The organism is Companilactobacillus tucceti DSM 20183 (assembly GCF_001434665.1).
Classification (GTDB): Bacteria; Bacillota; Bacilli; order Lactobacillales; family Lactobacillaceae; genus Companilactobacillus; species Companilactobacillus tucceti.
This window is the reverse complement of record NZ_AZDG01000025.1, coordinates 1-25,692: the sequence shown is the minus strand read 5'-3', so window position 1 is coordinate 25,692 and position 25,692 is coordinate 1. Positions and strand designations below refer to the sequence as shown.

24 protein-coding genes and 1 other annotated feature are annotated in these 25,692 nt (G+C 33.6%); of the genes, 13 read left to right on the top strand and 11 right to left on the bottom strand.

Features of this window, described 5'->3' with window-relative positions; translation table 11 throughout:
• Window positions 1-46 precede the first annotated feature (46 nt).
• The 3 genes from FC72_RS09700 to FC72_RS09690 form a co-directional block, all read right to left on the bottom strand.
• A complete protein-coding gene (locus FC72_RS09700; protein WP_057767229.1) occupies window positions 47-550 on the bottom strand; it encodes a QueT transporter family protein in 504 nt (167 codons plus the stop codon).
• Window positions 551-645: 95 nt separating this feature from the next.
• Window positions 646-1,374, bottom strand: a complete 729-nt coding sequence (locus FC72_RS09695; RefSeq protein WP_157051157.1) for a 3-oxoacyl-ACP reductase — start codon at window positions 1,372-1,374, stop codon at window positions 646-648.
• Window positions 1,371-1,592, bottom strand: a complete 222-nt coding sequence (locus tag FC72_RS09690; protein ID WP_057767225.1) for a DUF2829 domain-containing protein — start codon at window positions 1,590-1,592, stop codon at window positions 1,371-1,373. Before FC72_RS09690 ends, FC72_RS09695 begins: the two co-directional genes overlap by 4 nt.
• Window positions 1,593-1,729: 137 nt before the next feature.
• On the opposite strand from FC72_RS09690, the gene FC72_RS09685 reads away from it, so the two are divergent.
• Genes FC72_RS09685 through FC72_RS09675 form a run of 3 tightly spaced genes read left to right on the top strand, consistent with a single transcriptional unit; the run spans window position 1,730 to window position 4,241 of the window.
• Entirely contained in the window at window positions 1,730-2,452 is a 723-nt protein-coding gene (locus FC72_RS09685) for an ABC transporter ATP-binding protein (RefSeq protein ID WP_057767223.1), read from the top strand.
• A complete protein-coding gene (locus tag FC72_RS09680) occupies window positions 2,452-3,588 on the top strand; it encodes an ABC transporter permease (RefSeq protein WP_057767221.1) in 1,137 nt (378 codons plus the stop codon). The genes FC72_RS09685 and FC72_RS09680 overlap by 1 nt, the downstream gene beginning before the upstream one ends.
• Before the next feature lie 11 nt (window positions 3,589-3,599).
• The gene (locus FC72_RS09675; RefSeq protein ID WP_057767219.1) at window positions 3,600-4,241 is read left to right on the top strand and encodes a TetR/AcrR family transcriptional regulator; all 642 of its coding nucleotides are present in this window, start codon (window positions 3,600-3,602) and stop codon (window positions 4,239-4,241) included.
• A gap of 166 nt (window positions 4,242-4,407) precedes the next feature.
• Here FC72_RS09675 and asnB read toward each other — a convergent pair whose 3' ends face one another.
• On the bottom strand, window positions 4,408-6,366 hold the full coding sequence (asnB, locus tag FC72_RS09670; protein WP_057767215.1) for an asparagine synthase (glutamine-hydrolyzing): 1,959 nt from the start codon (window positions 6,364-6,366) through the stop codon (window positions 4,408-4,410).
• A 396-nt stretch (window positions 6,367-6,762) separates the two neighbouring features.
• Between asnB and FC72_RS09665 the strand changes: the two genes are divergently transcribed.
• Window positions 6,763-7,113 carry a DUF2200 domain-containing protein gene (locus FC72_RS09665; RefSeq protein WP_057767213.1) on the top strand — a complete coding sequence of 117 codons (351 nt, stop codon included), beginning with the start codon at window positions 6,763-6,765 and terminating at the stop codon, window positions 7,111-7,113.
• Window positions 7,114-7,380: 267 nt separating this feature from the next.
• Here the strand turns inward: FC72_RS09665 and FC72_RS09660 are convergent, their stop codons facing one another.
• The 4 genes from FC72_RS09660 to FC72_RS09645 form a co-directional block, all read right to left on the bottom strand.
• Window positions 7,381-7,959 (bottom strand): peptidylprolyl isomerase, encoded by a 579-nt coding sequence (locus FC72_RS09660; protein ID WP_057767211.1) that lies wholly within the window; start codon window positions 7,957-7,959, stop codon window positions 7,381-7,383.
• A 110-nt stretch (window positions 7,960-8,069) separates the two neighbouring features.
• Window positions 8,070-8,375 (bottom strand): bacteriocin immunity family protein, encoded by a 306-nt coding sequence (locus FC72_RS09655; protein WP_057767208.1) that lies wholly within the window; start codon window positions 8,373-8,375, stop codon window positions 8,070-8,072.
• A gap of 51 nt (window positions 8,376-8,426) precedes the next feature.
• Window positions 8,427-9,350 carry an FAD:protein FMN transferase gene (locus FC72_RS09650; protein ID WP_057767207.1) on the bottom strand — a complete coding sequence of 308 codons (924 nt, stop codon included), beginning with the start codon at window positions 9,348-9,350 and terminating at the stop codon, window positions 8,427-8,429.
• Complete coding sequence (locus tag FC72_RS09645) at window positions 9,340-9,843, bottom strand: PAS domain-containing protein (RefSeq protein WP_057767205.1); 504 nt, start codon at window positions 9,841-9,843, stop codon at window positions 9,340-9,342. Before FC72_RS09645 ends, FC72_RS09650 begins: the two co-directional genes overlap by 11 nt.
• An 85-nt stretch (window positions 9,844-9,928) precedes the next feature.
• Between FC72_RS09645 and FC72_RS09640 the strand changes: the two genes are divergently transcribed.
• A complete protein-coding gene (locus FC72_RS09640) occupies window positions 9,929-10,762 on the top strand; it encodes a mechanosensitive ion channel family protein (RefSeq protein WP_057767203.1) in 834 nt (277 codons plus the stop codon).
• Between the two features lie 56 nt (window positions 10,763-10,818).
• Here the strand turns inward: FC72_RS09640 and FC72_RS09635 are convergent, their stop codons facing one another.
• Complete coding sequence (locus FC72_RS09635; protein ID WP_057767200.1) at window positions 10,819-11,502, bottom strand: CPBP family intramembrane glutamic endopeptidase; 684 nt, start codon at window positions 11,500-11,502, stop codon at window positions 10,819-10,821.
• 149 nt (window positions 11,503-11,651) lie between these two features.
• Between FC72_RS09635 and FC72_RS09630 the strand changes: the two genes are divergently transcribed.
• The gene (locus FC72_RS09630; protein ID WP_057767198.1) at window positions 11,652-12,365 is read left to right on the top strand and encodes a M57 family metalloprotease; all 714 of its coding nucleotides are present in this window, start codon (window positions 11,652-11,654) and stop codon (window positions 12,363-12,365) included.
• Between the two features lie 19 nt (window positions 12,366-12,384).
• Here the strand turns inward: FC72_RS09630 and FC72_RS09625 are convergent, their stop codons facing one another.
• Window positions 12,385-13,848, bottom strand: coding sequence for an aminotransferase-like domain-containing protein (locus FC72_RS09625; protein ID WP_057767196.1), 1,464 nt, complete (start codon window positions 13,846-13,848; stop codon window positions 12,385-12,387).
• A gap of 134 nt (window positions 13,849-13,982) precedes the next feature.
• Here FC72_RS09625 and FC72_RS09620 point away from each other — a divergent pair, with 134 nt between their 5' ends.
• Both FC72_RS09620 and asnA read left to right on the top strand, forming a co-directional pair.
• Window positions 13,983-14,591 carry a LysE/ArgO family amino acid transporter gene (locus FC72_RS09620; protein ID WP_057767194.1) on the top strand — a complete coding sequence of 203 codons (609 nt, stop codon included), beginning with the start codon at window positions 13,983-13,985 and terminating at the stop codon, window positions 14,589-14,591.
• 68 nt (window positions 14,592-14,659) lie between these two features.
• Window positions 14,660-14,911, top strand: a binding site (T-box leader).
• 72 nt (window positions 14,912-14,983) lie between these two features.
• Window positions 14,984-15,991, top strand: a complete 1,008-nt coding sequence (gene asnA, locus FC72_RS09615; protein WP_057767192.1) for an aspartate--ammonia ligase — start codon at window positions 14,984-14,986, stop codon at window positions 15,989-15,991.
• Between the two features lie 281 nt (window positions 15,992-16,272).
• On the opposite strand, the gene FC72_RS09610 is transcribed toward asnA, so the two are convergent.
• A complete protein-coding gene (locus FC72_RS09610) occupies window positions 16,273-17,460 on the bottom strand; it encodes an NADH-dependent flavin oxidoreductase (RefSeq protein WP_057767190.1) in 1,188 nt (395 codons plus the stop codon).
• Between the two features lie 147 nt (window positions 17,461-17,607).
• Here FC72_RS09610 and FC72_RS09605 point away from each other — a divergent pair, with 147 nt between their 5' ends.
• The 5 genes from FC72_RS09605 (at window position 17,608) to FC72_RS09585 (ending at window position 25,666) form a co-directional block, all read left to right on the top strand.
• A complete protein-coding gene (locus FC72_RS09605) occupies window positions 17,608-19,410 on the top strand; it encodes an FAD-binding protein (RefSeq protein WP_057767188.1) in 1,803 nt (600 codons plus the stop codon).
• A gap of 165 nt (window positions 19,411-19,575) precedes the next feature.
• Window positions 19,576-20,754 (top strand): exonuclease SbcCD subunit D, encoded by a 1,179-nt coding sequence (locus FC72_RS09600; RefSeq protein WP_057767186.1) that lies wholly within the window; start codon window positions 19,576-19,578, stop codon window positions 20,752-20,754.
• A gap of 2 nt (window positions 20,755-20,756) precedes the next feature.
• Window positions 20,757-23,930: an SbcC/MukB-like Walker B domain-containing protein gene (locus FC72_RS09595; protein ID WP_057767184.1), complete on the top strand. Its 3,174-nt coding sequence runs from the start codon at window positions 20,757-20,759 to the stop codon at window positions 23,928-23,930.
• Window positions 23,931-23,945: 15 nt separating this feature from the next.
• The gene (locus FC72_RS09590) at window positions 23,946-25,025 is read left to right on the top strand and encodes a YdcF family protein (protein ID WP_057767181.1); all 1,080 of its coding nucleotides are present in this window, start codon (window positions 23,946-23,948) and stop codon (window positions 25,023-25,025) included.
• A 5-nt stretch (window positions 25,026-25,030) separates the two neighbouring features.
• The gene (locus FC72_RS09585) at window positions 25,031-25,666 is read left to right on the top strand and encodes a HEPN/Toprim-associated domain-containing protein (protein ID WP_057767180.1); all 636 of its coding nucleotides are present in this window, start codon (window positions 25,031-25,033) and stop codon (window positions 25,664-25,666) included.
• The last annotated feature ends 26 nt before the right edge of the window (window positions 25,667-25,692 follow it).

Below are 25,692 nucleotides of genomic sequence, written 5' to 3'. Positions count from 1 at the left end.
GCTCTAGGCTATGATTCGGTGGCAAAACGCCCTTTGTTGCACTCTTTTATCTAGTCAAATCAAATCTTTTACCTAATGCGTAAATTATCAGACCACCAATTGCCATCGACAATAATTCTCCAATTCCTACTGTGAACCAAGTGATCAAAAATGGTGCCTTAAAAACAAAATGTAACTGACCAGCTACCGTAAACATAGAAAGTGCAAAGATAACTCCTGTAATCACAAATTTCAAGCGCATATCTTTTGTCATCTTAGTCAACCACAATACAAAGAACAAAACTAATAACGTGGCGATAGTTCCAACTGGTACATCCAATGTCCAAGTTGGTGACATAAAATTAGATAAAAAGACACCAAGAGTAACTCCCCAAATATATCGTTTGTTATAAAGTACTAAGTAGTTGAACATTTCCGAAAAACGGATTTGAACTACTCCAAAGCTTAAAGGAGTAAATACTACCGTCATTGCAACATATAACGCCGCTACAACTGCTGTACTAACAATATCTTGGATCGAGATTCCTGATGTCTTAGAAAAGTTTTTCATTATAATTCCCCTTTGTAACCATATTTGGTTAGTAATAACTACGACCAAAGGTAGATTAAGTGTCGTAGTGAATGCATTTTGCATATCATTTTATTTTATTGAGCGGTCCAACCGCCATCTATTGGTACTACACTGCCGTGAATATAATCTGATCTATCACTAGCTAAGAAAAGTGCTAATTCAGCAACTTCTTCTGGTTTAGCCCATCGTTTAGCAGGTGTCTGATCAGCTACCCACTTTGCCATTTTACCATCTCCAGCAAAATCTGCGGCATTCATAGGTGTATCGATTGCTCCAGGAGCAATGCAATTAGCCCTTATACCTTGATTGGCATAGTCAATATCAAGTTGCTTGGTCATTCCAATGACCGCATGCTTAGAAGCTGTATAAGCTACGCCACCACCATTAGCTACTAACCCAGCAATAGAAGCCATATTAACAAAGACACCTTTACCTTTATCAAGCATCATTGGTAAGGCTTTTTTTATGACCATAAATTGACTAGTTAGATTAGTGTTTAAAATATTTTGCCACTGTTCCAAACTCGTCTCAGTAACTGGACTATATCCATCCAAAATTCCAGCTGTATTACAAACGATATCAAGCGTATTAAATTTACTTTTTATTGAATCAAATAGATTATCAATAAATTCACTTTGACTAACATCACCATTAAAGGACATAACATCTAATGGGATTTCATTTTTATCAACTGCAATCACTTTTGCGCCATTATCTTTGAATAATTTTGCTTGAGATAATCCAATTCCAGATGCTGCACCAGTTATCAAAACAACCTTATCGGTAAAGTCCTCGGCCATTATTTAACTAATTCCCAATCATCAGCTAAAATATCGCAATCTGTTGGTGACCACATACTATATGCTTCATCTTCAGTTTTGATCAAAAAATATGGATTCAAAACGTCGCCTTCAAACTTGCCTTCTTGTTGCAAAATAATAAATAATTCTGTGCCTTCCCAACCTGTACGAACGGCTTTTTCGCCATTTTTTATGTTAGGTAAAATCTTTTCAAATGTCATTTAGTTCCCTCCTTGTGCTATTGGTATTTTATCATATTCAAAATATCTATGAATGAATTCATTGACTGTACGTCAAATGATGCTATACTAATTTTCAAAAGGTGAGTAATCACTCACTTACTAAAGGAGGAACTTTTATGACAGACACAACCATCTCCCTAAAACATTTAGTAAAGAAATTCGGTAATCAAACAGTTTTAAAAGATATCGATCTTGATGTTTACACTGGTGAAATCGTTGGATTGATCGGTCCATCAGGTGCTGGTAAATCAACAGTTATTAAAACTGCTCTAGGAATGGAAGTGGCCGATGGAGGGGTTGCGAAAGTCTTTGGTGAAACAATGCCTAATCGCCAGTTGCTAGCAAACATTGGATACATGGCACAGACCGATGCTTTGTATGAAGATTTATCTGGAAAAGAAAATATGCAATTTTTTGCAGCCATGAAAGGATTATCCAAAAAAGACACAGCTGAAGAAATCAAACACGTTGCTAACGTCGTTGACTTAACAGACGATTTAAACAAAAGAGTCAGTGGATATTCAGGTGGTATGATGCGTCGTTTATCATTAGCAATCGCACTTATAGGTCAACCAAAATTATTAATTTTAGATGAACCTACAGTTGGTATTGATCCAGCTTTAAGAAGACAAGTCTGGAAAGAATTACAACACATCAGAGACGAAGATAGAAGTATTTTAATTACAACGCACGTTATGGACGAGGCAGAGTTAACCGATAAAGTTGCCCTACTACTTGACGGGAAAGTAATGGCCTTTGATAAACCAGATGTACTCAAAATGCAATACGAAGTTGATTCCATTGAAAATGTATTTTTAAAGGCGGAAGGTGTTTTATAATGCGAATAATATCAATTATGAATAGAGTTTTAAAAGAACTCTTCAGAGATAAAAGAACCCTAGCATTAATGTTTTTAGCTCCAGTGTTAATACTTATACTATTGAGTTTTATCTTTAATTCCAATTCAACAACTGATGTTGATATAGCAACAGTCTCAATGCCTTCAAGTTTAAATTCCAATCTCGAACAAACTAAGCATGTCAGTGTCACTAAATATGACACTAAAAAGGCAGCAAAAAAGGCCTTAAAGGATGATAAAGTTGATGCAATCATTCAAAAGAAAAATAACGATTATGATTTAACATATGCAAATACAGATTCTACCAAGACAGTAGCTGTTAAAATGGCTTTTAAAAATGCCATGACTGACACTACTATCTCAACTCTCAAATCAAAACTAACTTTAGCTTCATCAGCTTTAACTAAGGTACAGAGCCAAATGCCTAATGCTTCTGCGAATAATAATATTCAATCAAAAAAAGCTGATTCAAAACCTAGGATTACTAATCATTATGTTTATGGTGACTCCAATACTGGATTCTTCGATAAAATATTACCTATCCTCATAGGATTTTTCGTGTTCTTCTTTGTATTCTTAATATCAGGTATGGCACTTCTAAAAGAACGTACGAGTGGAACTTTGGATCGTCTACTTGCCACACCCGTTAAAAGACATGAGATAGTCTTTGGATACATGGCAAGTTATGGTATTCTAGCTGTTATTCAAACAATTATTATCGTTATGGTAACCGTATGGCTACTAGGAATCCAAGTCGTAGGAAATATATTCTACGTAATATTGATCAATTTGGTATTAGCATTAGTTGCACTATCCTTTGGTATTCTTGTTTCAACTTTTGCAAACTCAGAATTTCAGATGATGCAATTCATTCCTATCTTGGTCATCCCACAAATATTCTTCTCAGGTATCATCCCATTAGACTCAATGGCTAGCTGGGTAAAGGACATTTCATACATCATTCCAATAAAATATTCTGGTGATGCCGCCACAAGAGTTATCATGCAAGGACAAGGATTAAGTTCATTAGGATCAGATATCGGTGTCTTACTTATATTCTTAGTCGTCTTGACATTCCTAAACATAGTTGGATTAAAACGTTATCGCAAAGTATAAAGGAGTTAGTTATGGAAAGTAATATTTTCAACAATTATCGCGACTGGTTAGATGCACAAAAAATGCCTAAAGGTAAAAGGTCAGCACTATTAGCCGGATTAGAACTTTTTGCTCAAAATGGATACGACGGTACTTCCACCGCTCAAATTGCAGAAAAAGCTGGCATCAGTCAAGCAACCATCTTCAAATATTTTAAAACTAAACAAGATTTACTGATGGATATATTAACTCCAATTATTCAAAACTTTATTCCTATGTATCGAGACGATTTTTTTGATAACTTTGAAAAGCATAGTGGCAATTTGGAAACACTAATTCACTTTGTAGTGAATGATCGTTATAAGTTTCTAAAAGAAAATACTGATTCCGTTTTGATTTTATTCTCTGAATTATTAATAAATCCTGATATTAGAAAGTTATTTTCTAAATTAGTTTTTGATTCACGACCTGTTTTTACCAAGAAAGTTATTAAAGCCCTACAGAGTACCCATCAAGTTCGAGAAGATTTCACACCTATGGAAACTATTAGAACAATAATAGGCCAGTTACTACCCTATTTTCTTCAACAACACTTTTTACCTGAAACGATTAAAAATGAAGATGAAGACTTAGAATCTATTGAAAAAATTATTATTAATACTTTACACAAGTAAGGAATGCGACTATGACGTAAATAGTTTTCTCAAACTTGCTTGCCTAAACGCGCATAAAAACACAACTTTTTCCGCTTAACACAAATACCCCTTGTCAATCCAAAATCGGATTGACAAGGGGTATTTGCCTTAATGCTCGAAAGTTGAACGTGTTTTTATACGCTCTCTAAACTAATTTACCACTATCCATAAACTCTTTAACATCAGGTTGAACGTGTTCATATTTCTTACGTGCTTCTTCAAAGTCAACAAAGTACAACTTATACCAAGTTAAGAATGTAAAGATTGTCCAAACTTGACGTCGTCCGTCGATTTTACTTTCAAAGTTATCACGCAACAATTTTAAAATTCTATCTTGATCAAACAATTCGTTGACCCAATCTTCACTGAATAATTCTCGAACTTTATTATAATATTTCTCTTCACGTAACCACGATTTAACAGGTACTGGGAATCCCAATTTAGGACGGTTAGCCCAATCTTCTGGTAAATGTTTTAAGGCTGCTTGACGCAAGGCCCATTTGGTACCTTTGCTATTAAATAACATTTCTGTTGGAATAGTATTAGCTAACTCTGCTACTTTTCTATCCAAGAATGGTACACGTAATTCCAATGAATGTGCCATTGAGATCTTATCAGCTTTTTGTAAAATATCATTTAACATAAAGTGATGTAAATCGATATATTGCATCTGTTTAACACTATCAGCGTCTTTAACACGTTGGAAGTCATCATAATAGGTATCCTTAACAGTTCTGTCGTCATGATAAGCAGGCTTCAAAATATTGTTTGCTTGACGAGAAGTGAAAATAACTGGTTGATTTAAGTCATAAACAACTGACTCACCAGTATAATAACTTGCTGGATTTGCTAGCCAAGTATACATATGAACTTTACCTGGGAACGCAGGTAGCTTATTGATTCCCTTGGCTAGAGTATAGCGAGCACCTCGAGGTAATTTCTTTAAAGCACTTGAAACGTGCTTAACAATTTTACTTTCAGTGTGCATACCATAGTTTATATATCCGGCGAATAGCTCATCAGCACCTTCACCTGATAATACAACGGTAACTTTCTTACGTGCTAAACGACACAAGTACCACAAAGGAATAACTGATGGATTACCATCTGGTTCATCCATGTGATATTGAATCTCGGCAAAATCTTCAAACGCTTCATCACCTGTAACGGTTGTCTTATTGAAGTTTAATCCTTCACGGTTGGCCAACTCTTCTGCGGCCGTTGCTTCGTTATAAGGTCCATTATCAAAGTTAACACTGAATACTTCATGAGGCTTCAAAACAGAAGTTACATAACTTGAGTCAACACCCTCAGATAAAAAGCTTCCTACTGGAACGTCGGCAACATTATGCATTTTAATTGATTCTTGAACCGTTTTATCAATTTCATCAATTGTCTCTTCTTCAGTTCTAGTTTTATTGATATCGTATTTAGCATCCCAATATTTATGAGTCGTAAACTTGTTATCTTTTAATTCAAACCAGTGACCTGCAGGGAATCTGTAAACTCCCTTAAAGAATGTTTCATGCAAATCATTATATTGATTCATCAAATATGATTTTAGAGCTCTCTTATTTAATTCCTTTTTAAAATGAGGATGTTCCAAGAAAGCTTTGATTTCTGAACCAACAATAAATGTATCACCACGTTTATAGTAGTATAACGGTTTGATTCCAAAGAAATCTCTAGCACCGTAAAGTGCCTTCTTATTATCATCCCAAATGAGGTAAGCAAACATACCACGAACTCGGTTCAAAGTACCTTCCATACCCCATTCTTCATATCCATGTAATAATACTTCTGTATCAGCTTTAGTTTTAAATGTGTGACCCTTTTCTAATAATTCTTCGCGAAGTTCTTTAAAGTTATAGATCTCACCATTAAAGGTAATAACGATAGATCCGTCTTCGTTTGACAAAGGTTGTGCCCCACCGTCTAAATCAATAATACTTAATCGGCAAAATCCCATAGCAATTTGATCTTTTATAAAATGACCACCACCATCGACATTAGGTCCACGGTGACGAATCATTTCCATCATCGACTCAATCGTTGATTCTTTTTGCATAGTTGCGATATCGCTAAAGGCAATAATTCCACACATTGGTTGTTTCCTCCATCTTTTTAAAACATACATCTTTGAAAAAATTCTTACTACTTAATAATTAATTCATGAAAATTCATTATATCATCTATTAAGTTTCGGTAAGCTAAATTTCACAAATTAATGATAGACGATTCGTCATACTTATCCAAGCATCTTTTAAGGATAAGCTATTTTATTTTAAGAAAATTTATGATTTAAATATCAATATAATAATTGAAAACCCATACATTTATTTTCCTAAATCAATTTTTAAAATAGCATCAAAAATTCAAAGCTGTTTATACATATATTGACATGTATTTGACTATTTTGTCTAGTTTATTGAATTAATTCTATACTCTAAAATACGTGATTCCTTTATACTGTAATTAACTAATTTTAGAGGATAAATATATGACAAACGATAAAATTTTTAAAATGACTTTCAGCAGTATCTATCCCATGTATGTCCAAAAAATCGAGAGAAAAGAAAGAGACATTAATGACTTAAATAAAGTTATTTATTGGCTCACAGGCTATGACAAGGACTCTATGCAACAACAAATAGACCAAGAAACGACACTTAAAGATTTCTTTGACAACGCACCTCACATGAATGAAAATGCAAAACTTATTAAAGGTGTTATTTGTGGGGTTAGAGTTGAAGAAATTGAAGATCCGCTGATGCAAAAGATTCGTTATATGGATAAATTGGTTGATGAAGTGGCTAAGGGTAAAAAAATGGAGAATATTCTTCGTAAATAGGTGACAGATAGACATGGCTTTTTTGCTTAAAACCGCTATAAACATGATGTGCAGCTGAAACGCGCAGCTAAACACAGCTTTTTTTGCTTAACATTTCTACATAGATAATTTAGTTTGGTTTTCTCCTTTTGTTTTTCCTTGATATGCAGCCGAAACGCGCAGCTAAACACAACTTTTTCCGCTTAAAATAAAATTGACCCAGCAACCTTCAGGTTGCTGGGTCAATTTTACTTTAATGCTCGAAAGCTGAACGTGTTTAGCTGCGCTCTAACATACTTCAACGGCTTCCATAACGATATCTTCTTGCGGTTTATCATTACGGTCACGTTTAGCACGTGCAATTTCTCTAACGACGTCCATACCATCTATTACTTGTCCAAACACGGTATGTCTGTGATCTAACCAAGGGGTTCCACCGTTTTTATAAGCGGCAATAATTTCCTCTGGATAGCCGGCGGGTGCCATTTGTTTAAGCATGCGCTTTGGTAAGTTTTGATTTGAAACGATAAAGAATTGGCTACCATTAGTATTTGGACCTGAGTTAGCCATTGATAAAGCACCGTCTAAATTATAAAGTTGATCGGAAAATTCATCTTCAAAGGCTTGGCCATAAATACTTTCTCCGCCCATTCCAGTCCCAGTAGGGTCTCCACCTTGAATCATAAAGTCAGGAATCACACGATGGAAAATTACACCTTTGTAGTAATCTTTTTTGGCTAATTCAACAAAGTTTTTAACGGTCTTAGGAACAAGTTCGTCAAAAAGTTGGATCTTAATATCGCCATGATTAGTCTTAATTGTAACTTTAGTACCTGTAGCATTATCTAAATCTAATTGTGGATACATAGTTTTCCTCTTTTCAGTCTATTTCCAAAAATAATCGTATTTTAATTATATCAATATTTAAAATATTGGAGAACTAATAATATACAAATCCACTCATTAAACAGATTTAATTAAAACCAAACAGGAAGCATGAATGATGCTACGGCTTCAGCATCATATCGAACTGCTTTAGGCTTTAATTGCCCATATAAAGTAATTAGAGCTTTAGGAAAAGTCTCTTTATTTTGGAAATAATATAGTGATATTTCCTTACATAATTTTGTAGCTATTAAATCACAATAACTATCTTTATTAAGTTGCGTTGCATATTTTAATAGCATTGATTTAACATTTGGTAAGTCCTTGACTGACTCATCAGAATATGCGGCACTAATCTGATCCATCATCAAACGAACATTTTCTTCACTTTTATTCATTGGTGGTCATTCCCTTCTCAATACAATTATTCCATTGAAAATAATTGTAGGTCAAATCATTTTTGTGCCAATCGACTTATATGAACCATCTTGGTACACAAATACGGCTCCATATAATTCATTAGTAAGTTTTACCTTGGTATTTCCAGAAAAGAATAACCGTTTAGCCTCAATTTCACCAATAATTGAATCTCTAGTAAAGACCGTCACACTGGCAAGGTCAGTCTGTAGTGGATAACCTGTTCTCGGATCGATAATATGATGATATTTTTTGCCATCTATTTCTAAAAATCGTTCATAAATACCAGTAGTGACCGCAGAGCAAGCAGGCATTTTAACATTTCCTAAGGATATGCCTCTATTATTTATTGGACTTTGAATTCCGATGATCCATTTCTTGTCATCATGAACACTGTCGCCAACAAAAAGTAAATTCCCACCTAGATCGATAATTCCATTTTTTATTCCAAATGCTCTCCAAAGATCTCTAATACGATCTGCAATATAGCCCTTAGCTATTCCACCTAAATCCAATTCCATTCCAGGATGCTTTAAAAAAACGGTCAAATTTCTATCATCTAACTGTATTTGTATTGGATCTATTAGTTTGATTTTTGCTTTTATATCTTCATTTTTAGGTTTATTAGCACCATCAAAACCGATTTTCCATAGTTTCACGAGTGGACCTATAGAAACATTAAATCCAAATTGTTCCCGACTATACTTAACAGCCTTTTTAATCAAAAAGTAAGTTGCTGGACTTACTTGAACTGGATTTTTACCAGCAGCATAATTTATATCCATAACCTCAGAATGGGTCCGATTCACCGTAAACAGGTTCTCAAACGACTCAATCAAATCTACCGCACGATCAATTGCTAGATCATCTCTAGTTCCAAAAGTCGTTAGATTAATTTCTGTCCCTAAAGCATAGATACTCTTTTGATTTTTTTTATACGACAAATTATTTATCATCGTGTTTTGAGGCACCTGTCATTGCATCGGGAACTGGTTTCTTGATATCATCATGTTTTGAGGCACCAGTTGTAGCATCAGGACTATCAGAAACGAGTTCTTTAATATGACTGATATCTCCTGTAAACTCCATCGTACCTAAGTAATTCTTGTCTTCGTCACGAATAGCAAAATATTGAATATAAACTAGTTTTCCATGCAGTGGCATGCACATTTCATACTGATCTTCTTGTCCATCTTTAAATGAATCAATCACTTTTTTAACAAATGGCAATACTTTAGCAGGATGACACTCCTCAACAGTTTCTCCTAAAACATCGACTGAACGTTCATGAACTCGGTTCTTTTTGTCTGAAAAATAACGGAAATGATCTGTTTGATCAATAAAATCGACTTCAAATGGTAATGTATTAAAAATTTGTTGAATTTCCTTTAATGACAATCTTCCAGTCTTAAAATTTACGTATCCTTCTTTAAATTCTGGCTCTGACATAATATCCACTCCTTAATTAGTAATATCATTCACAATCTCATTCTATTATAATAAATTCTGACTTACCAGAAAGGATCAAAACAATTTGAATTCATTAAATACTTTTTTCAAAAATATTCTCTTCAAAGTTAACTGGGAAGATTTAGCACAACACGTTTTATCCGTTATAACGCAGTTGATATTACTTACAGTTGTATTACTTTTAATAAATTGGATAGGTAAAAAAGTAATTCGTCATATCTTCAAAAGTAATTTAAGAATCCGCAAAAATCCTATCCCACAAAATAAAATTGATACTATTTACACGATCGTCTTAAATATTTTCCGATACGTTTTGTTATTCTTTTGGATCTATGCTCTACTATCAGCGATAGGTATTCCAGTTGGAACATTAATTGCTGGTGCCGGAATATTCAGTTTAGCTATTGGTCTTGGTGCTCAGGGATTCGTATCTGACATGGTAAATGGATTCTTTATTTTATTAGAACAACAAATAAGTGTCGGTGACTTGATTAAAGTTAATGACATCGAAGGTACAGTAACTTATGTTGGAATAAGAACTACTCAAATTAAAAGTTTCGATGGAACACTTAACTTCATTCCAAATCGAAATATAACTGTTGTTAGTAATAAATCGCGCAATGATATGCAGGCTTTGATTGATATCCCCGTTTACAGTAATTCTCCCTTTGAGGAAATAAAAAAAGTCATTAGAGAAGTCAACGCAGAACTAAACATTAAAAGTCTTCAAATAACTAAGGCACCGACTGTACTAGGATTCTCTAATTTAAATGATGGAACGATTGTTCTACAAATTAATGCATTCACTAAACCTGGGTCTCAATATGCAGTCAAAAACCTATTATTAAGAAAATATTTAGTAGCTCTAAACGAAGCTGGAATTGAACTTCCCAAATAAAAATGTCGTTACAAGAAGAAAAACTTCTTATAACGACATTTTTTTATTAGATATTATCAAAACAAAACTAATATAAAACCAACTAAATTACCCAAGCTATGAACAACGATCGGGTAAATCAAATTGTCATCTGTTATTTCATAAATGATTGCAAATAAAATCAAATCACTATAAGTGAAAATAGCTAAATTCGAAAAGTCAGACATACTCGTCACATGATACAACATGAAAATCATTGTTGACAAAATGATTGCCAGGATACTTACAGCCCTTTTTCCGAGTTTTAATCGTTTCAGTAAGCCTTTAAAAATTACTTTTTGGAATAAATACTGGAAAATAATTTCTTCCATGATCGGGCCAACTATCACGATCATGATGAACATAAGAATAAGGCCTAAAAGATGAGTATTATTTTGCAATACATTCTCGACATGTCCTTGATTACCTGATTGAATGGTAAAAATATTTTGTAAAATAATTTGTAAGCAAAAATCTAAAACCACAAATAAAGGTATCAACCAAAGCTTCTTTCTATTCTTACTAATGGCATCAAGGTCAATTATTATAGAATCGGTCAATGCAAAGAGCGCTATAGCACAAGATAAATATTCTAGTAGAACAACAATATCGCTTGTTATGTTTTGTGACATAAAGGGACGTAACCAAGAATACAAGAACTCTGCGGAAATAAAATAGACCATTAATGAAATAATCAATTGTCGTACTCGACTTTGTTGCATAAAAGCACATCCTTATTTATTTAAAATTAATGCTTCTAAATTATACTCCTGCACTCATTTATCCTTACCAAATATTTAAATAATAATGATGGACATCACGCCGTTTTGATTGTAAACTAAATTAACTCTAAAGAAGAAAGAAGTTTTATATGAATAGAAGTATCGCATTACTCGGGTTAGCTGTCGTAATTGGTGGTATTGTAATAAACGAATCTGATAGTAATTATTCCAACAATATTAAGACAGAAATCACTAGTAAAGTAAGTACTACTACTACGTATTTGCAATCTAAAGTAAACAATCTTATTCAAACTAAACAGCCAAGCCAGACAACGTCTAATAACACAAAAACTGCTTCAAAAAGTCAAACTACTTCAACGGGCCAAACTCCCATTTTATCGATTATGGATGGGTTTTCTGTTGATAATACTTATTATTATCATTTTACAAAAAAGACCCCCACGGCAGTTAGACAGGTATTTGAAAACGCAATTAGTGCTTATAACGACACTGGCTTAGTAAATTTAGTTGCTGGTGAAGGTACTTCTAAACAAAATCGAATCACCTTTTCGATTTATTATAAAGACGAAGGAGCAAATACCACTTCAGTCGAATTAGGAAATGGCGGTCCAAAATTAATTTATAATACTAATGATGCAACTAAGCATGCAATCAACCATGCCACTGCATCAATCAATTTAAACTATTCCGAATCCGTTACAACTTCTGTAGCGATGCATGAAGTTGGTCATGCTTTAGGCTTAGATCACAGTGACGATATGAATTCAGTCATGTATCCATCTAATCAAAACGTAACTCAACTTTCAGAAGGCGATATTGATGGATTAAAGAATATCTACTAAAAAATCATTCTTATGTAAACTACATAGGAATGATTTTTTTGACTATTTGGACCAATTTTTTTATTGCTTGTTCAAACTCGAAACTATTTACATACGCAAATGACAGTCTCAAAGAGTGATTTTCTTTGAAGTCATATATATCACCGGGGTTTAGTAAGATCCTCTCTTTAATAGCTTCTTCAAATAACTTTTCAATTTTTATATTCTTTTTAAAAGTTAACCAAATATAAAATCCACCGCTAGGATTATTCCAATTGGCTAAATCAGAAAAATTTTCTTCTAGAACTTTAAGCGCATTATCACGACGATTTTTTAATTCATTTTTTAAATTTTTTAAGTATCTATCGTATAAACCACTATTCAAAAACTCAGTCATCGCCCATTGAGATAATGAACTTGCTCCATAATCGACCTGCATCTTAACATCACCTAATCTTTGAACAATCGGTTCAGAAGCAACTACCCAACCTATCCTTAATCCAGGTGCCAATGTTTTAGAAGCAGTTCCCAAATAAATTACCATTTCATTATCATCCATAGCCTTTAAAGTCTTTGGCGCATCATTGTCGTAACAGAGTTCTTGATATGCACCATCTTCGATAATAGGTAACCTGTTTTCTATACAATAACTCATTAATTTTTCTCGACGATCTTTTGTCATTGTTATCCCAGTTGGATTTTGATTAGTTGGAATTGTGTATAAAATACTATTATTTAGTTTTCCACTTGTGGATAATTTCCAATACTCAATCCCTTTTGAATCCATTGGTATGCCTTTAAGATTCATCCCTGCCGATTGAAACATTTGTAAAGATTTTAAATAACTCGGAGCTTCAGTATAAACATTACTATTTTTCTGCAATAAACTTTCGGCAATCAACTGTAATGCTTGTAGTGAACCAGATGTTATTAAAATGTTTTCTGGTTTAGCACATAAGCCTGTCTTTTTAAGGTGTTCTGCTATTGCCATTCTCAACTCTGGTAAGCCTAAATTCTCTGTATAACCTAAAGAATGAATCTTTGAACCTACTTTTTGCAAAATATCTTTCCAAATATTTTCAGAAAATAGTCTGGGATCAATTTCACCTGTACCAATTCTAACTACATCAGGTTCAAATTCTAGTTTGTTGATTGCCTGGATCATTACATTATTTTCTTGAAAAGAACCTGACATTAAATGATTATTCCAATTAGAAATATTTGGCAAAAATAACGACCATGTATTACTTATGATCTGTGTTCCTGCCCCGAATCTTCCTGAGACAATTCCATAAGATGTTAATTCATCGATTGCAGTTACGATCGTACTGCGATTGACTTCAAATAATTCTGCAAGAATCCTTTGGGATGGTAAAACATCCCCAACCATCCACTCACCGTTTGCTACTTTATTACAGACGAATTGAACTATTTGCTTATATATTGGGATTTTACTTTCTTTATTTGGTTGCCAATTTATTTTTAGAGATGAGATTCTTTTCATATTCATCGTCCTTTTGGTTGGGTCATGATTTGATTTTTGGCTGGTTACTTTGATCAACATTGGCCATATAATCTTCAAGTAAAGATGATTTAACTTTAATCATATATAACTTGGTTGGCAAGGAGCAAATTTAAATGAATTTTTTTCTTCAAGGATTAACTATGGGACTGGCCTATGTGGCACCTATTGGAATGCAAAATCTTTTCGTGATCGATTCAGCTTTGACACACTCGAGACGTCGTGCCTTATTAACAGCAGCGATTGTCATATTTTTTGATATTACTTTATCTATTAGTTGCTTCTTTGGAATCGGAGCAGTAATGAAACATTATAAATGGCTACAATTAGCAATTTTACTTTTCGGAAGTCTAATAGTTATTTACATTGGGATCGGATTACTCCGACCAAATAAATCTAATATTAAGAACTCAACCTCACCAATTTCTATAAAGAAAACTACTACGAGTGCTTTTGTCGTAACTTGGGCCAATCCTCAGGCAATTATTGATGGAACTATGATGCTTGGTGCTTTCAATGCAACTTTGCCTGCAACTAGTTCGACCCCGTTTATTACTGGTGTCGCCTCTGCTTCTCTAATCTGGTTCACTAGTCTAACTTTAATTATTTCTATGTTCAGTAACTTGTTTAACACCAAAGTATTACGCTACATAAACATAATTTGCGGGATTATAATAATTGCTTACGGATTAAAATTACTATATAACTTTCTAACAATAATTTAATCTTCTGAACTTTATTTTAAAATAACTATTTACATTTCAAAAATTAATGCTAGTATAAATGTCACAAGATAAAGACGACAAGAAAGAAGAGTAAGTTTATTCAAATCGACAGTGAATTGGGGATGGTGAGAACCCAAGAGACATTGAATTTACTGAATAACCCTTTCTTATGTTTCTAGCTGAAATGGCTTTGCCAAAGTAGGTTTAGACGTAACCGATACGTTACCATCGGCAGAGTATAGTTGTTTTGTACTCTTATTGAGGTGGCTTATTTTTGATAAGCAACTTGGGTGGTACCGCGAAAGTCTTTCGTCCCTTTTATTAGGGATGAAAGACTTTTTTTGTTGCCTGTCTTTTATCGAACAAATTTAAAAAATGAAGGAGACCTACCTATGCATTTAACAATTCCAGAATCATACGATCCAAAATTATCAATCATCGAAACACAAAAAGCAATTCGTTATATTCGTGAAACTTTTCAAGAAGAATTCGGTAAGGAATTAAATCTATCACGTTTATCAGCTCCAATGTTCGTTGAAAAATCCACTGGTCTAAATGATAACTTGAATGGTGTTGAAACTCCTGTTTCATTTACTATGAAAGATATCCCTGACCAAACAATTGAAATCGTACACTCATTAGCTAAATGGAAACGTGTTGCTCTAAAACGCTACGGTTTCTCAATGCATACTGGTCTCTATACAAATATGAACGCCATCAGAAAAGATGAAGATCTTGATAATATTCACTCAATCTACGTTGACCAATGGGACTGGGAAAAAGTTATCGCTAAAGACGAAAGAAATACTAAGACACTTAAAGAAACTGTTAAAACAATTTTTAAAGTTATCAAACATATGGAACACGAAGTTTGGTATAAATTCCCTGAAGCAGTTTATCACCTACCAGACGAAATTCACTTCGTTACAACACAAGAACTTGAAGATAGATTCCCAGATATGACACCTAAGGAACGTGAAAATGCCATCACTAAAGAACTTGGTTGTGTATTCCTAATGCAAATTGGTGGAAAGATGAAATCAGGTAAGCGTCACGACGGTCGTGCCCCTGATTATGACGATTGGAAATTAAACGGTGATATTTTATTCTGGTATGAGCCTTTACAAATGGCTTTGGAAATTTCAAGTATGGGTATTCGTGTCAGTGAAGAATCAATGAAAGAACAATTGAAAGAAGCTGGTGCTGAAGACCGTCTCAAACTTCCATATCACCAAATGCTTGAAAATGGTGAATTGCCATATACTATTGGTGGTGGTATCGGACAATCACGTCTATGTATGTTGCTACTTGGTAAAGCTCATGTTGGTGAAGTTCAAGCTAGTGTTTGGCCACAAGATATGATCGACAAATGTTACGAAAACCATATCCAAATTCTATAATTTTCTGTGCTTCCGATTTAGAGTAATTCCACCTGTTGCGTGGGACTGTCTCAGCCAAGGTCTGAGACCTCAATTCTAAACTTTGCACAAAACTTGCAAATTTTAGAATTGCCCGTGGAGTAAGAACAAAAAATCGCCGTTCAACTCCACACTCGCAACTGATTCCATTACTCTAAATCTCCAGCTTATTTACTTAAACCAAAAAGATCTTCCACGTTTATATTATTAAACATGGAAGATCTTTTTTTATTTACCAAACTTCTATAAAACCATTAAATAATTTACTTAGCTCCAGCAAATATTCCATCCAAAGCGTTATTGAACAATGAACGGTCTGTTTGTTTGTCACTACTAATTTGTAGTCCTGGTCTAAACGATGCTAACAAGAATTCCCAGAATGTTCCTGAAAGTCCTAATGCGTCATGATCTGACAATGATAGTGTATAACGAATAGCGTTTTCGTCGCCTGATTCAACTTTTTCTACCCAGTTTGGTTCACGAAGACTTTCACGACCAATGGCAGCAAATTCAATACCATTATCCATAACCTTTTCAGCGTCTGCTGGTGATTGAATATCACCAACACCAATCAATGGAATATCTTGTCCTAAATGTTCCTTGATCATTAAATTCAATGGTTTATCGATTGACGAATCATTGAGTGATTTACGCCATACATCACCCATTGAAACATGTAAATAATCAATTGGTTTATTCTTGATCGCATCAACAAATGCCAAAGTATCTTCTATTGTAATACCTGGTTTTTCTACTTCCTCAGGTGATAGACGATAGCCCATAATAAATGGTTTCTTGGCATATTTATCAATTGCCTTTTGTGCTTCATCAATCACAGCAAATGGAAATGCCATTCTCTTTTCAAGACTGCCACCCCACTTATCATCACGACGATTACTGTGTGGTGAGAAGAATTGTTGAATCAAATAAGTATTAGCACCGTGAATTTCAACTCCATCAAATCCGGCTAAAATTGCACGTTTAGTTGCTGCGCCAAAGTCTTTGATAGTTTGTTCAACTTCTTCTTCCGTTAAAGCTCTAGGTTCCTCAGAATTATTACGTAAAGCTTTGACAGCACTAGCACTAACTGGTTGTTTGCCACGGAGAACTGATGTAAACGTCATACGTCCGGCACTAAAAATCTGCAAAATAGCCTTGGTACCATTTTTATGAATTGCATCTGCTAAACTTGCCAAACTAGGAATGAATTTGTCATCCGCAGCACTCAATTCACCCTCAAATCCTTTACCCTCATCATTAACATTGGCAACAGCAGTAATAAACATTCCTGCACCACCAGTATGAATTCTATAATATCTAAGCTCGTCTCGTGTAACTTCACCATTTGAAAAGCTCATCATTTCAGTCATTGGTGGTATTACGATTCTATTTTTAACTGTAATTCCTTTTTTCTCAAAAGTGTACGGTTCCAAAAATTTATAATTTGTCATTCATAACCCTCCAATTTATTTAATATGATCATAATAACCCAAAATAGATGCATTGTGAAACATTTAATTTGTTCTTAGTAAGCGTTCACATAGCTATTGAATAGAATTACAATGGATGTATATGAATACAATTAAGGAGTGAGAAATATGTTCAAAAATAGATATACCGGTTGGGATGCAACTTATGATGTAGCTGTTTTAGGATTCGGTGGTGCTGGTGCAACCGCTGCTCGATTTGCGGCGGACAATGGTGCCAAAGTTTTAATAGTTGATTCCGCTCCTGAGGGACATGAGGGTGGCAATACTCGTTACGCAGGTCAAGTTATCGCTTCTGGTGACGATCTTGACGACTTGAAAGAATATTACAAAGAGTTAGCTTACCCACTTTCTTACGATAAAAAATTGATGAATAAATATGTTGAAGGATTATACAAGATCCCTGAATATCTAGAAAAGTATTTGGACGTCAAACCTTTTGTAATGGGACAACATCCAGATTCCCCAGTCTCCAAAGCACTTTATTTTATGGCTCACGAATATCCTGAATTAAATGGCTGTGATACTCACGAACTTGTTACTGTTCACGAAGGTGTTGCTGATGCTGCTTTATGGAAGAATTTACGCAAACAAGTTACTGACCGAAGCGACAAAATTGATGTTCTATATGAGACTCCAGCTAAGCATTTGATTCAAGATTACGATAGTAAAACAATTATTGGTGTTCAAATTGAACAAAATGGTCAATTACTTGATATTAAAGTGAATAACGGTATCGTTCTAGCAACTGGTGGATTTGAAAACAATCCCGAAATGGTAGAAACGTACCTAGGAGAGACTAGTCTTCATCCTATTGGATCACTCTATAATCAAGGTGCTGGTGTCAAAATGGCTCAAGATGTTGGCGCTAAATTATTCAACATGGCAAATTACGAATCATATGGTATTTTCCATGGATTAACTCCTAAACCAACAAAAGGCAAAAGAGCTCAATTTTTACCATTTGACTGGCCTGCACTACATAGTGGTAGTGTATTTGTTGTTGGAGATGATGGTACCCGTTACTTTGATGAAAATGAAATCCACAGACATGGACATATTAACGATCACGGACAATGGAGAGTTCCGAATGCTCAATTGCATCCATTTGTAATTTTTGACTCTAAAAAATTTAATGAACTAAACAACGATAAAAACTCACCTTATCCTGAATTTCTAAAAGAAGTTATTAAGGCAGACACATTAAAGGAACTTGCCGATAAAATCCATGTAAGTATTAATAAACTAGAAGAAACAGTAGAAGACTTCAATAAGTTTGCCCAAGAGAAACGTGATTTTGCCTTTAATAGGGATTCAAAGACTTTAACAGGATTTGATAATGGACCATATTATGCTTTAGCTTTTGTGCAAGGATTGTTAAATACCGTCGGTGGACCTGTTCACAATTCCGATGCTGAAGTAATCGATACTGATGACCAAGTAATCCCTCATCTATACGCTGCTGGTGAATTAGGAAGTTTGATGGGACGCAAGTATAACGGTGGAAGCAATCTCGCTGAAGATCTGATAATTGGTAAAATAGCCGGCGAAAATGCTGCTAAAGAAAAAACAAATTCCGTTGATGCCATTTCATCTGCCAGTAAACATACAGGTATAGAAACTTCTAGCCAAGAAAATTTCGACGCTGGACCTAATCAATATATAGGAAGATCAAATTCTGGTATGGGTAATGAAATCGTCGTTAGAGTTACGATGGACGGTTCAGACATTCAAAATGTAGAAATTCTAAAACAAAGCGAATCAGAAGACTACGGTGTTAAAGCAATTAGAATGTTGCCACAAGAAATATTTGAAGCAAACTCGACTAATGTTGATGCAGTCTCTGGAGCTTCTGTTTCTAGCACTGCTATTAAAGAAGCAGTTCAAGATGCTTTAAAGAAAGTTGCTGTTTAAGTACGCGGCTTAAATGTGCAATGATACACAGCTTTTTCCGCTTAAGACGAACAACCCCATTAATCCTCTTGGATTGATGGGGTTGTTTGCCTTAATGCTCGAAAGCTGACCGTGTTTCATTGCACTCTTTTTTTGCTACAATTAACTAGATTGGGAGGAACACATATGAAACTTCTACACACTGCTGATTGGCATATTGGTCGTACTCTAAATGGATACTCATTACTAGATGAACAAAAATATGCCTTCAAACAAATTTTAAAAATAGCAAAAGATGAAAACGTTGACGGAATCGTAGTTGCCGGTGATCTTTACGACCGTGCAATTCCTAGTACAGACGCAATTACTACATTAAACGAAATGTTCAAAGAACTTAATATTGATAATAAACTTCCTATCTATGCAATTTCTGGAAACCATGATGGGGCTAAACGACTAAATTACGGTCGTGACTGGATGGAATTTAATAATTTTTATATTAATACATTGTTAGATGAATCCTTTACACCAGTGGAAACTCCAGATGCACAGTTGTTTTTATTACCTTTCTTTGATCCCATGGACGCTCGTGTTTACTATCAAAAAATGGGTATGTCTGAAGAGGATGTTAAAAATATTAAAACTATTGGCGACGCAATGTCATTAGTTTTAAAGGATATTTACCAAAAATTCGATCCTGCTAAAAAGCATATTTTGGTTACCCATTTTGCAATATCACCAAGTGCAACTGACATTGAATTGACTAGTGAAACTACTTCAAAAGTCGGTGGACTAGAAACATTAAATACTTCTTTGTTTGATAAGTTTGATTACGTTATGCTGGGTCATATACACACTAGATTCGCCTCCCCTAGTGAAAATATTCGATACAGCGGCAGTCCCATAAAATTCAACGTTAAAGAAGCTAAAGTAAAATCAAACAAGGGTCTTTATATAGTTGATACTAATAAAAAACCTAATAACGATGACTTTAAAGAGATTCTTCCTGGAACTGACTTGATTGTCTTAAATGAGACTTGGGAAACATTACTTGATCCAGATTTCTATTCTAAACAACCAGTCAACAAGGATTGGTTTGCGATCACTATTAAACAATTTGACCGAACTAAACATGTTTCAACTAATGTACGTGCTCAATTGCAGGAAATTTATGGAACTGTAGTTGAACTAGACTATGACAATATCGAAAAGAAGAATACTGATTCTGATTCATCAAAAAATATCAATAAACTAAGTAATGAAGAAGTGGTTGATCAATTCTTTGAATCCATTACTGGGGATGAGTTATCAAAAGAACAAAAATCACTTGTTGATAATATTTTTGTGGAATTGAGAGGGGAATAATTTTGAAACCAGTTTATTTAGAGATGAACTATTTTGGGCCACATGAACACTCAATTATTGATTTTAGACGACTGGAAGAAGCCCCAATATTTTTAATTGGTGGTGATACTGGTGCCGGTAAATCAACTATTTTTGATGCTATGACATTTGCCCTATTTGGAAGTACGACAAGTGACCGTGATGCTAAGGAAATGCGCAGTCAGTTTGCACCAAACAATGCTCAAACTAGCGTTACTTTCTATTTTGAACAAGGGAACAATCTATACAAAGTAGAACGCACTCCTGAACAAGTGTTGGAGAAAAAGACCAAGAGTAAAGGACTTACCATAAGAAAAGCTACTGCTACATTAGGGGTAGTCGATAAAGTGGACGGTCCAGAAACACAAAGCATTGCTAGTAAACCTAAAGATGTTGGTAATGAAATTTCTGATATTTTAAAATTAAATGCCGATCAATTCAGAAAAATTATCCTACTGCCACAAAATGATTTTTCTGAATTTTTAAAAGCCAAAACTAGTGATAAAGAATCAATTCTAAAAAATATTTTTGGTACACAAATATTTACCGCATTTACCCATAAACTAAAAGAAAAATACGATGCCGCAAAACAACAAAGTACTGACTTTGAAACAGAATTAAAAACTCAAATCAATTCTATGAAATTGAGCGATGAGGATTTAGAAAAATTAAATCATGAGGCAACTGATCAAAAAATTGTGATTTTGAAAAAGTTGGTCGATACAAAAAAAGCTCAAGCTGAATCTGCTCAAGCCGAATCTGATAAAATTGCTAACAATTTAAATAAAGTTGATAAAGAGCTACAAGATGCTAAAGAACTTCAAAATAAATTTAAGCATTTAGAGGACTTAAAGAAACAATATCAAGTAAATATTATTGATAAAAAAGAAAACATAGAAGTACAAAAACAACATATTGCTGAATTAGATTGGGCTGATCAATTTAAAGACACTATACGTGACTTAAACAAGACCAAGTCGGAAAAAGAACAAAGTTTAAAAAATAAAAAGAATATTGATAAAAAATTAGAATCTACAAAAAAAGACTACGACCTTGCAGTCCTTAACCTTAACAAATTAACCAATCAACAATCAGATATTGACCTTAAGAATAAGCGTATTGATGAACTTGCCAATTTAATACCACTGGTTACTCGTGTTGAAAAAATCCATCAAGAATTAGAAACTATAAATCCACAAATAACTTCTATTGAATCAAATCTAAAAGAACAAACTCAAATATCACTTAAATTAACTACTGAAATTGAATCAAAAGAAAAGCAATTAGTTAATACAAGTGATTTACAAGAACAAAAAGATTCATTGATAGATGAAAAAAGTGCCTTTATAGATACATTGTCTCCAATTGATAATACAAAAAACAACTTAAAATCAGAATTAACCAGTTTACAATCGAAAAACACTACACTAACTTCTGATCTTAAAATCAAACAAGATAATTTAGAAGTAGCTAAAAAAGATTATCAAGAAAAAATTGGAACTAGACAATCTTTGATGATCGCACAACTACAACAAGAACTAGTAGAAGGACAACCTTGTGTCGTCTGCGGTTCAACTAGTCACCCTAATGTTGTTAAAACAGTGCAAGCAGATGAAGCAGAACTAAAGAAATCAATTGAAGCAGTTGATACTTCTCAAAAAAATTACGCAGCCGCTGAACAATCTTTGAAATCAACTCAAAATAGCTTTGACGAGAATAACCTTGAAATTTCTACCAAAAAGGCTGACTTAGAATCTACAACTAAAACATTAACTAATAAATACAACGAACTATTAAACGACTCATCCAAAAAATATTTACCAACAGAATATGACTTACATAGTATTAAGGACTCTTTTGACGAACAAATAACTTTGGTAAATGACACCCTTAAAAATGCAGAAAAATTGAATAAAGAAATAACCGATCTAAAAGATTCACTAAAAGAAACTGAAAAATCTATTTCTGATATCCAATTAAATTTGGCCGAGTCTAAATCTAAACAAACTACTTTTGAGAATGATTTAAAAGAACTATCAAAACAAGTTTCCAACAACAAAAAAACTAGTGAAGAATTATCATCTGAACAAACAACTTTAAAACAAGCCATCAAAACATATACAGAGCAATTAGAAGATTCTAAAAATCAAGCTCATACAAGTGAGCTGGCTTTATCCTCTATTCAAACGCAAACAACCGATATTACTGAACAAATTCAGAAACAAATCACTGATATCAAAGAATTACAGACAGTTCTAGATGATGGTCTTAATTCTAAAGATGCTAAAACTAATGATTCTGTTCAATTAAAAGATTGGATCCAAGAAATAAACGATGACATTGATTCACAATTAAAGGAATCAGTTTCTTCATACAATAAAGAAAAAGAACTTTTGGATAGAGATATCAAGACGATAAGTGAACAATTGAAAGACTTGAAAATACCAGATATTGATCATTTAACAGAAAATTTGAATAATCAAAAAGAGCTCAATAAGGCTGCCGTCAATAAAGCCGTTCAATTGAAATTGACTTATGATAATTTTCAATCGACTTACCTAGAAATCAAAAAAATCACTGATAATCAAAGTGATTTTAATAAGAAATTATCCGAAATAACCGGGTTATACAACGTTATAACGGGTAAAGATGGCAATGATGAAAAATTACAGCTTCAAACATATGTCGTACAAAATTATTTAAGAAAAGTTCTTGATTACGCCAATCATACATTCATAAATCTACTATCTAATAATCGCTACAGCTTTGAAATTGCTGAGCAAGGATCAGATAAACGAACTGACCATGGATTAGATATAAATGTTTATGACAACGAAACTGGTGCGACGCGCTCTTCTGATACTTTATCAGGTGGTGAAACTTTTATTGCTGCCTTATCAATTGCTCTATCACTTAGTGAAGTCGTTCAGTCATCAGCTAATGGTGTTAAAATTGATGCGCTATTTATTGATGAAGGATTTGGCTCTTTAGATGACGAAACATTGGGCAAAGCTATGTCGGCCTTAGAGACTATCGGCGAAAATAGAATGGTCGGTGTTATCAGTCATATTGAAACAATGAAAGCTACTATTGGACAACAAGTATTAATTAAAAAAATTGGTGACGGTCGTAGTACAGTTAAGATAGTTACTAAATAATTTGGGGGAAATTTTATGAATCAGGAAGTTTGGGTACCTATTCCAACGGTCCTTTATTGGGCTTGGATAATACCAATATTCTTTGGGATTTGTTTTGCAGTTGCTTACCATAAAGACAAAAGACGTTTAAGTAATGGAATTTGGTTTTCATTGTTCTTGTATACATTTTTACCAGTTTTAGCCATGACAATTTTGGGAATAAATAATCATCCATTAATTGTAATAAGCGTTGGGATCTTTGTTATCTTTCTAATAATTATAACCTTCTTGTTTGCCCTACAAGCCTTACTATTATTGTGGAATGCCTTAATAGTTTGGAAACGTGAAAGTCATTCATTAGCAAACATGCTGACATTAGTTCTAGGAATAGCCATATTGGTCCTACCATTCTTTACTAACGAAATTAATAATCGACTACCTAGTCATTGGTCCAGTTTAGTTATTATGATTTCTAATGCCATTTTGTTTTATGTAATATTTTGGTTCTACAATTATTTGACCATGCTTGTGCTATATCAATTTAATCGTCCTAAGTTAAATCAAGATTATATTATCGTTTTAGGTGCTGGACTATTGAATGGTAATCAAGTCTCTCCGTTACTTGCTCAAAGAATTGATCGAGGGATGAAATTTTATTACAAACAATTAAGAAAAACAGGTAAAGCTGCCAAAATGATTTTTTCAGGTGGACAAGGTGGAGATGAGCTTATTCCAGAAGGTACGGCCATGTTGGAATATGCTTTGAAACAAGGTTTACCAAAGGAAAATGGCATCGCCGAAACCGAATCTAAGAATACTTACCAAAATATGCTTTATTCTAAAAAAATTATCGATGAACAAACTAGTGATCCTAATACAATCTTTGTTACCAATGGATACCATACTTTCCGAGCCGGTATGGTTGCTAAACAGGCAGGATTAAAAGCTGACGGTGTCGGAGCTCATACAGCTAGATTCTTCTTACCAAATGCCATTATTCGTGAATATATTGCAATATTTATGCGTAATAAGTATTGGCACGCTGCTGCAATCGGACTTATTGTTATTGGTAGTTGTTTAGTTGTTTGGTTTGAACATCGTTATGGAATAAGGTGATTTTAGTGGAAAATGAAAATTCATATCTTTTTTTTAGTATAGGTAATTTTGAAATAGATTTTAACAAAGGGTATATGAGCGATGAAAATTATTGTCCTTTATTTACCTCAAGTGATAAAAAATTAGTAAAATATATATACGATAATAATAATTATGAAATGAAAATGGGTTATTCAAAAATCGGATTTGATGTAAAAGAACGTCTAAATATGCTTGGATATACATTCCAAAATACTAAAAAAAAGTACGAGGAATACATTAATTCCTACTCGAATTCTATAATTGACAAAATTGATTTTGAGAGTTTAGTTAAAATTCTCTATAAAATTAATATTAAAGAGAAATATAATTATTCGGAAGATGATAATCCTCAATATCTTGATCATAGCGAAATTCCTTGGGATGTATCGGAAAAGCTTAATATATTTAATATAAATCATTATGATGAATTCCTGTTAAATATTGATCCACTCATCATACTCAGGATTCTATTAGAAGTTAAAAAAAATTGTAATTTTTTTGTTACTTTAAGACATCTTAATAAAATCTACAATATTAATAATGATTTCTATCCTAAATTGAAAAAAAATGAAAAAATCTATTTTATAACATGCGATAATCCCTTTATGGTTGTCAGATGAAATACAATAATTCATCTGATGATTAT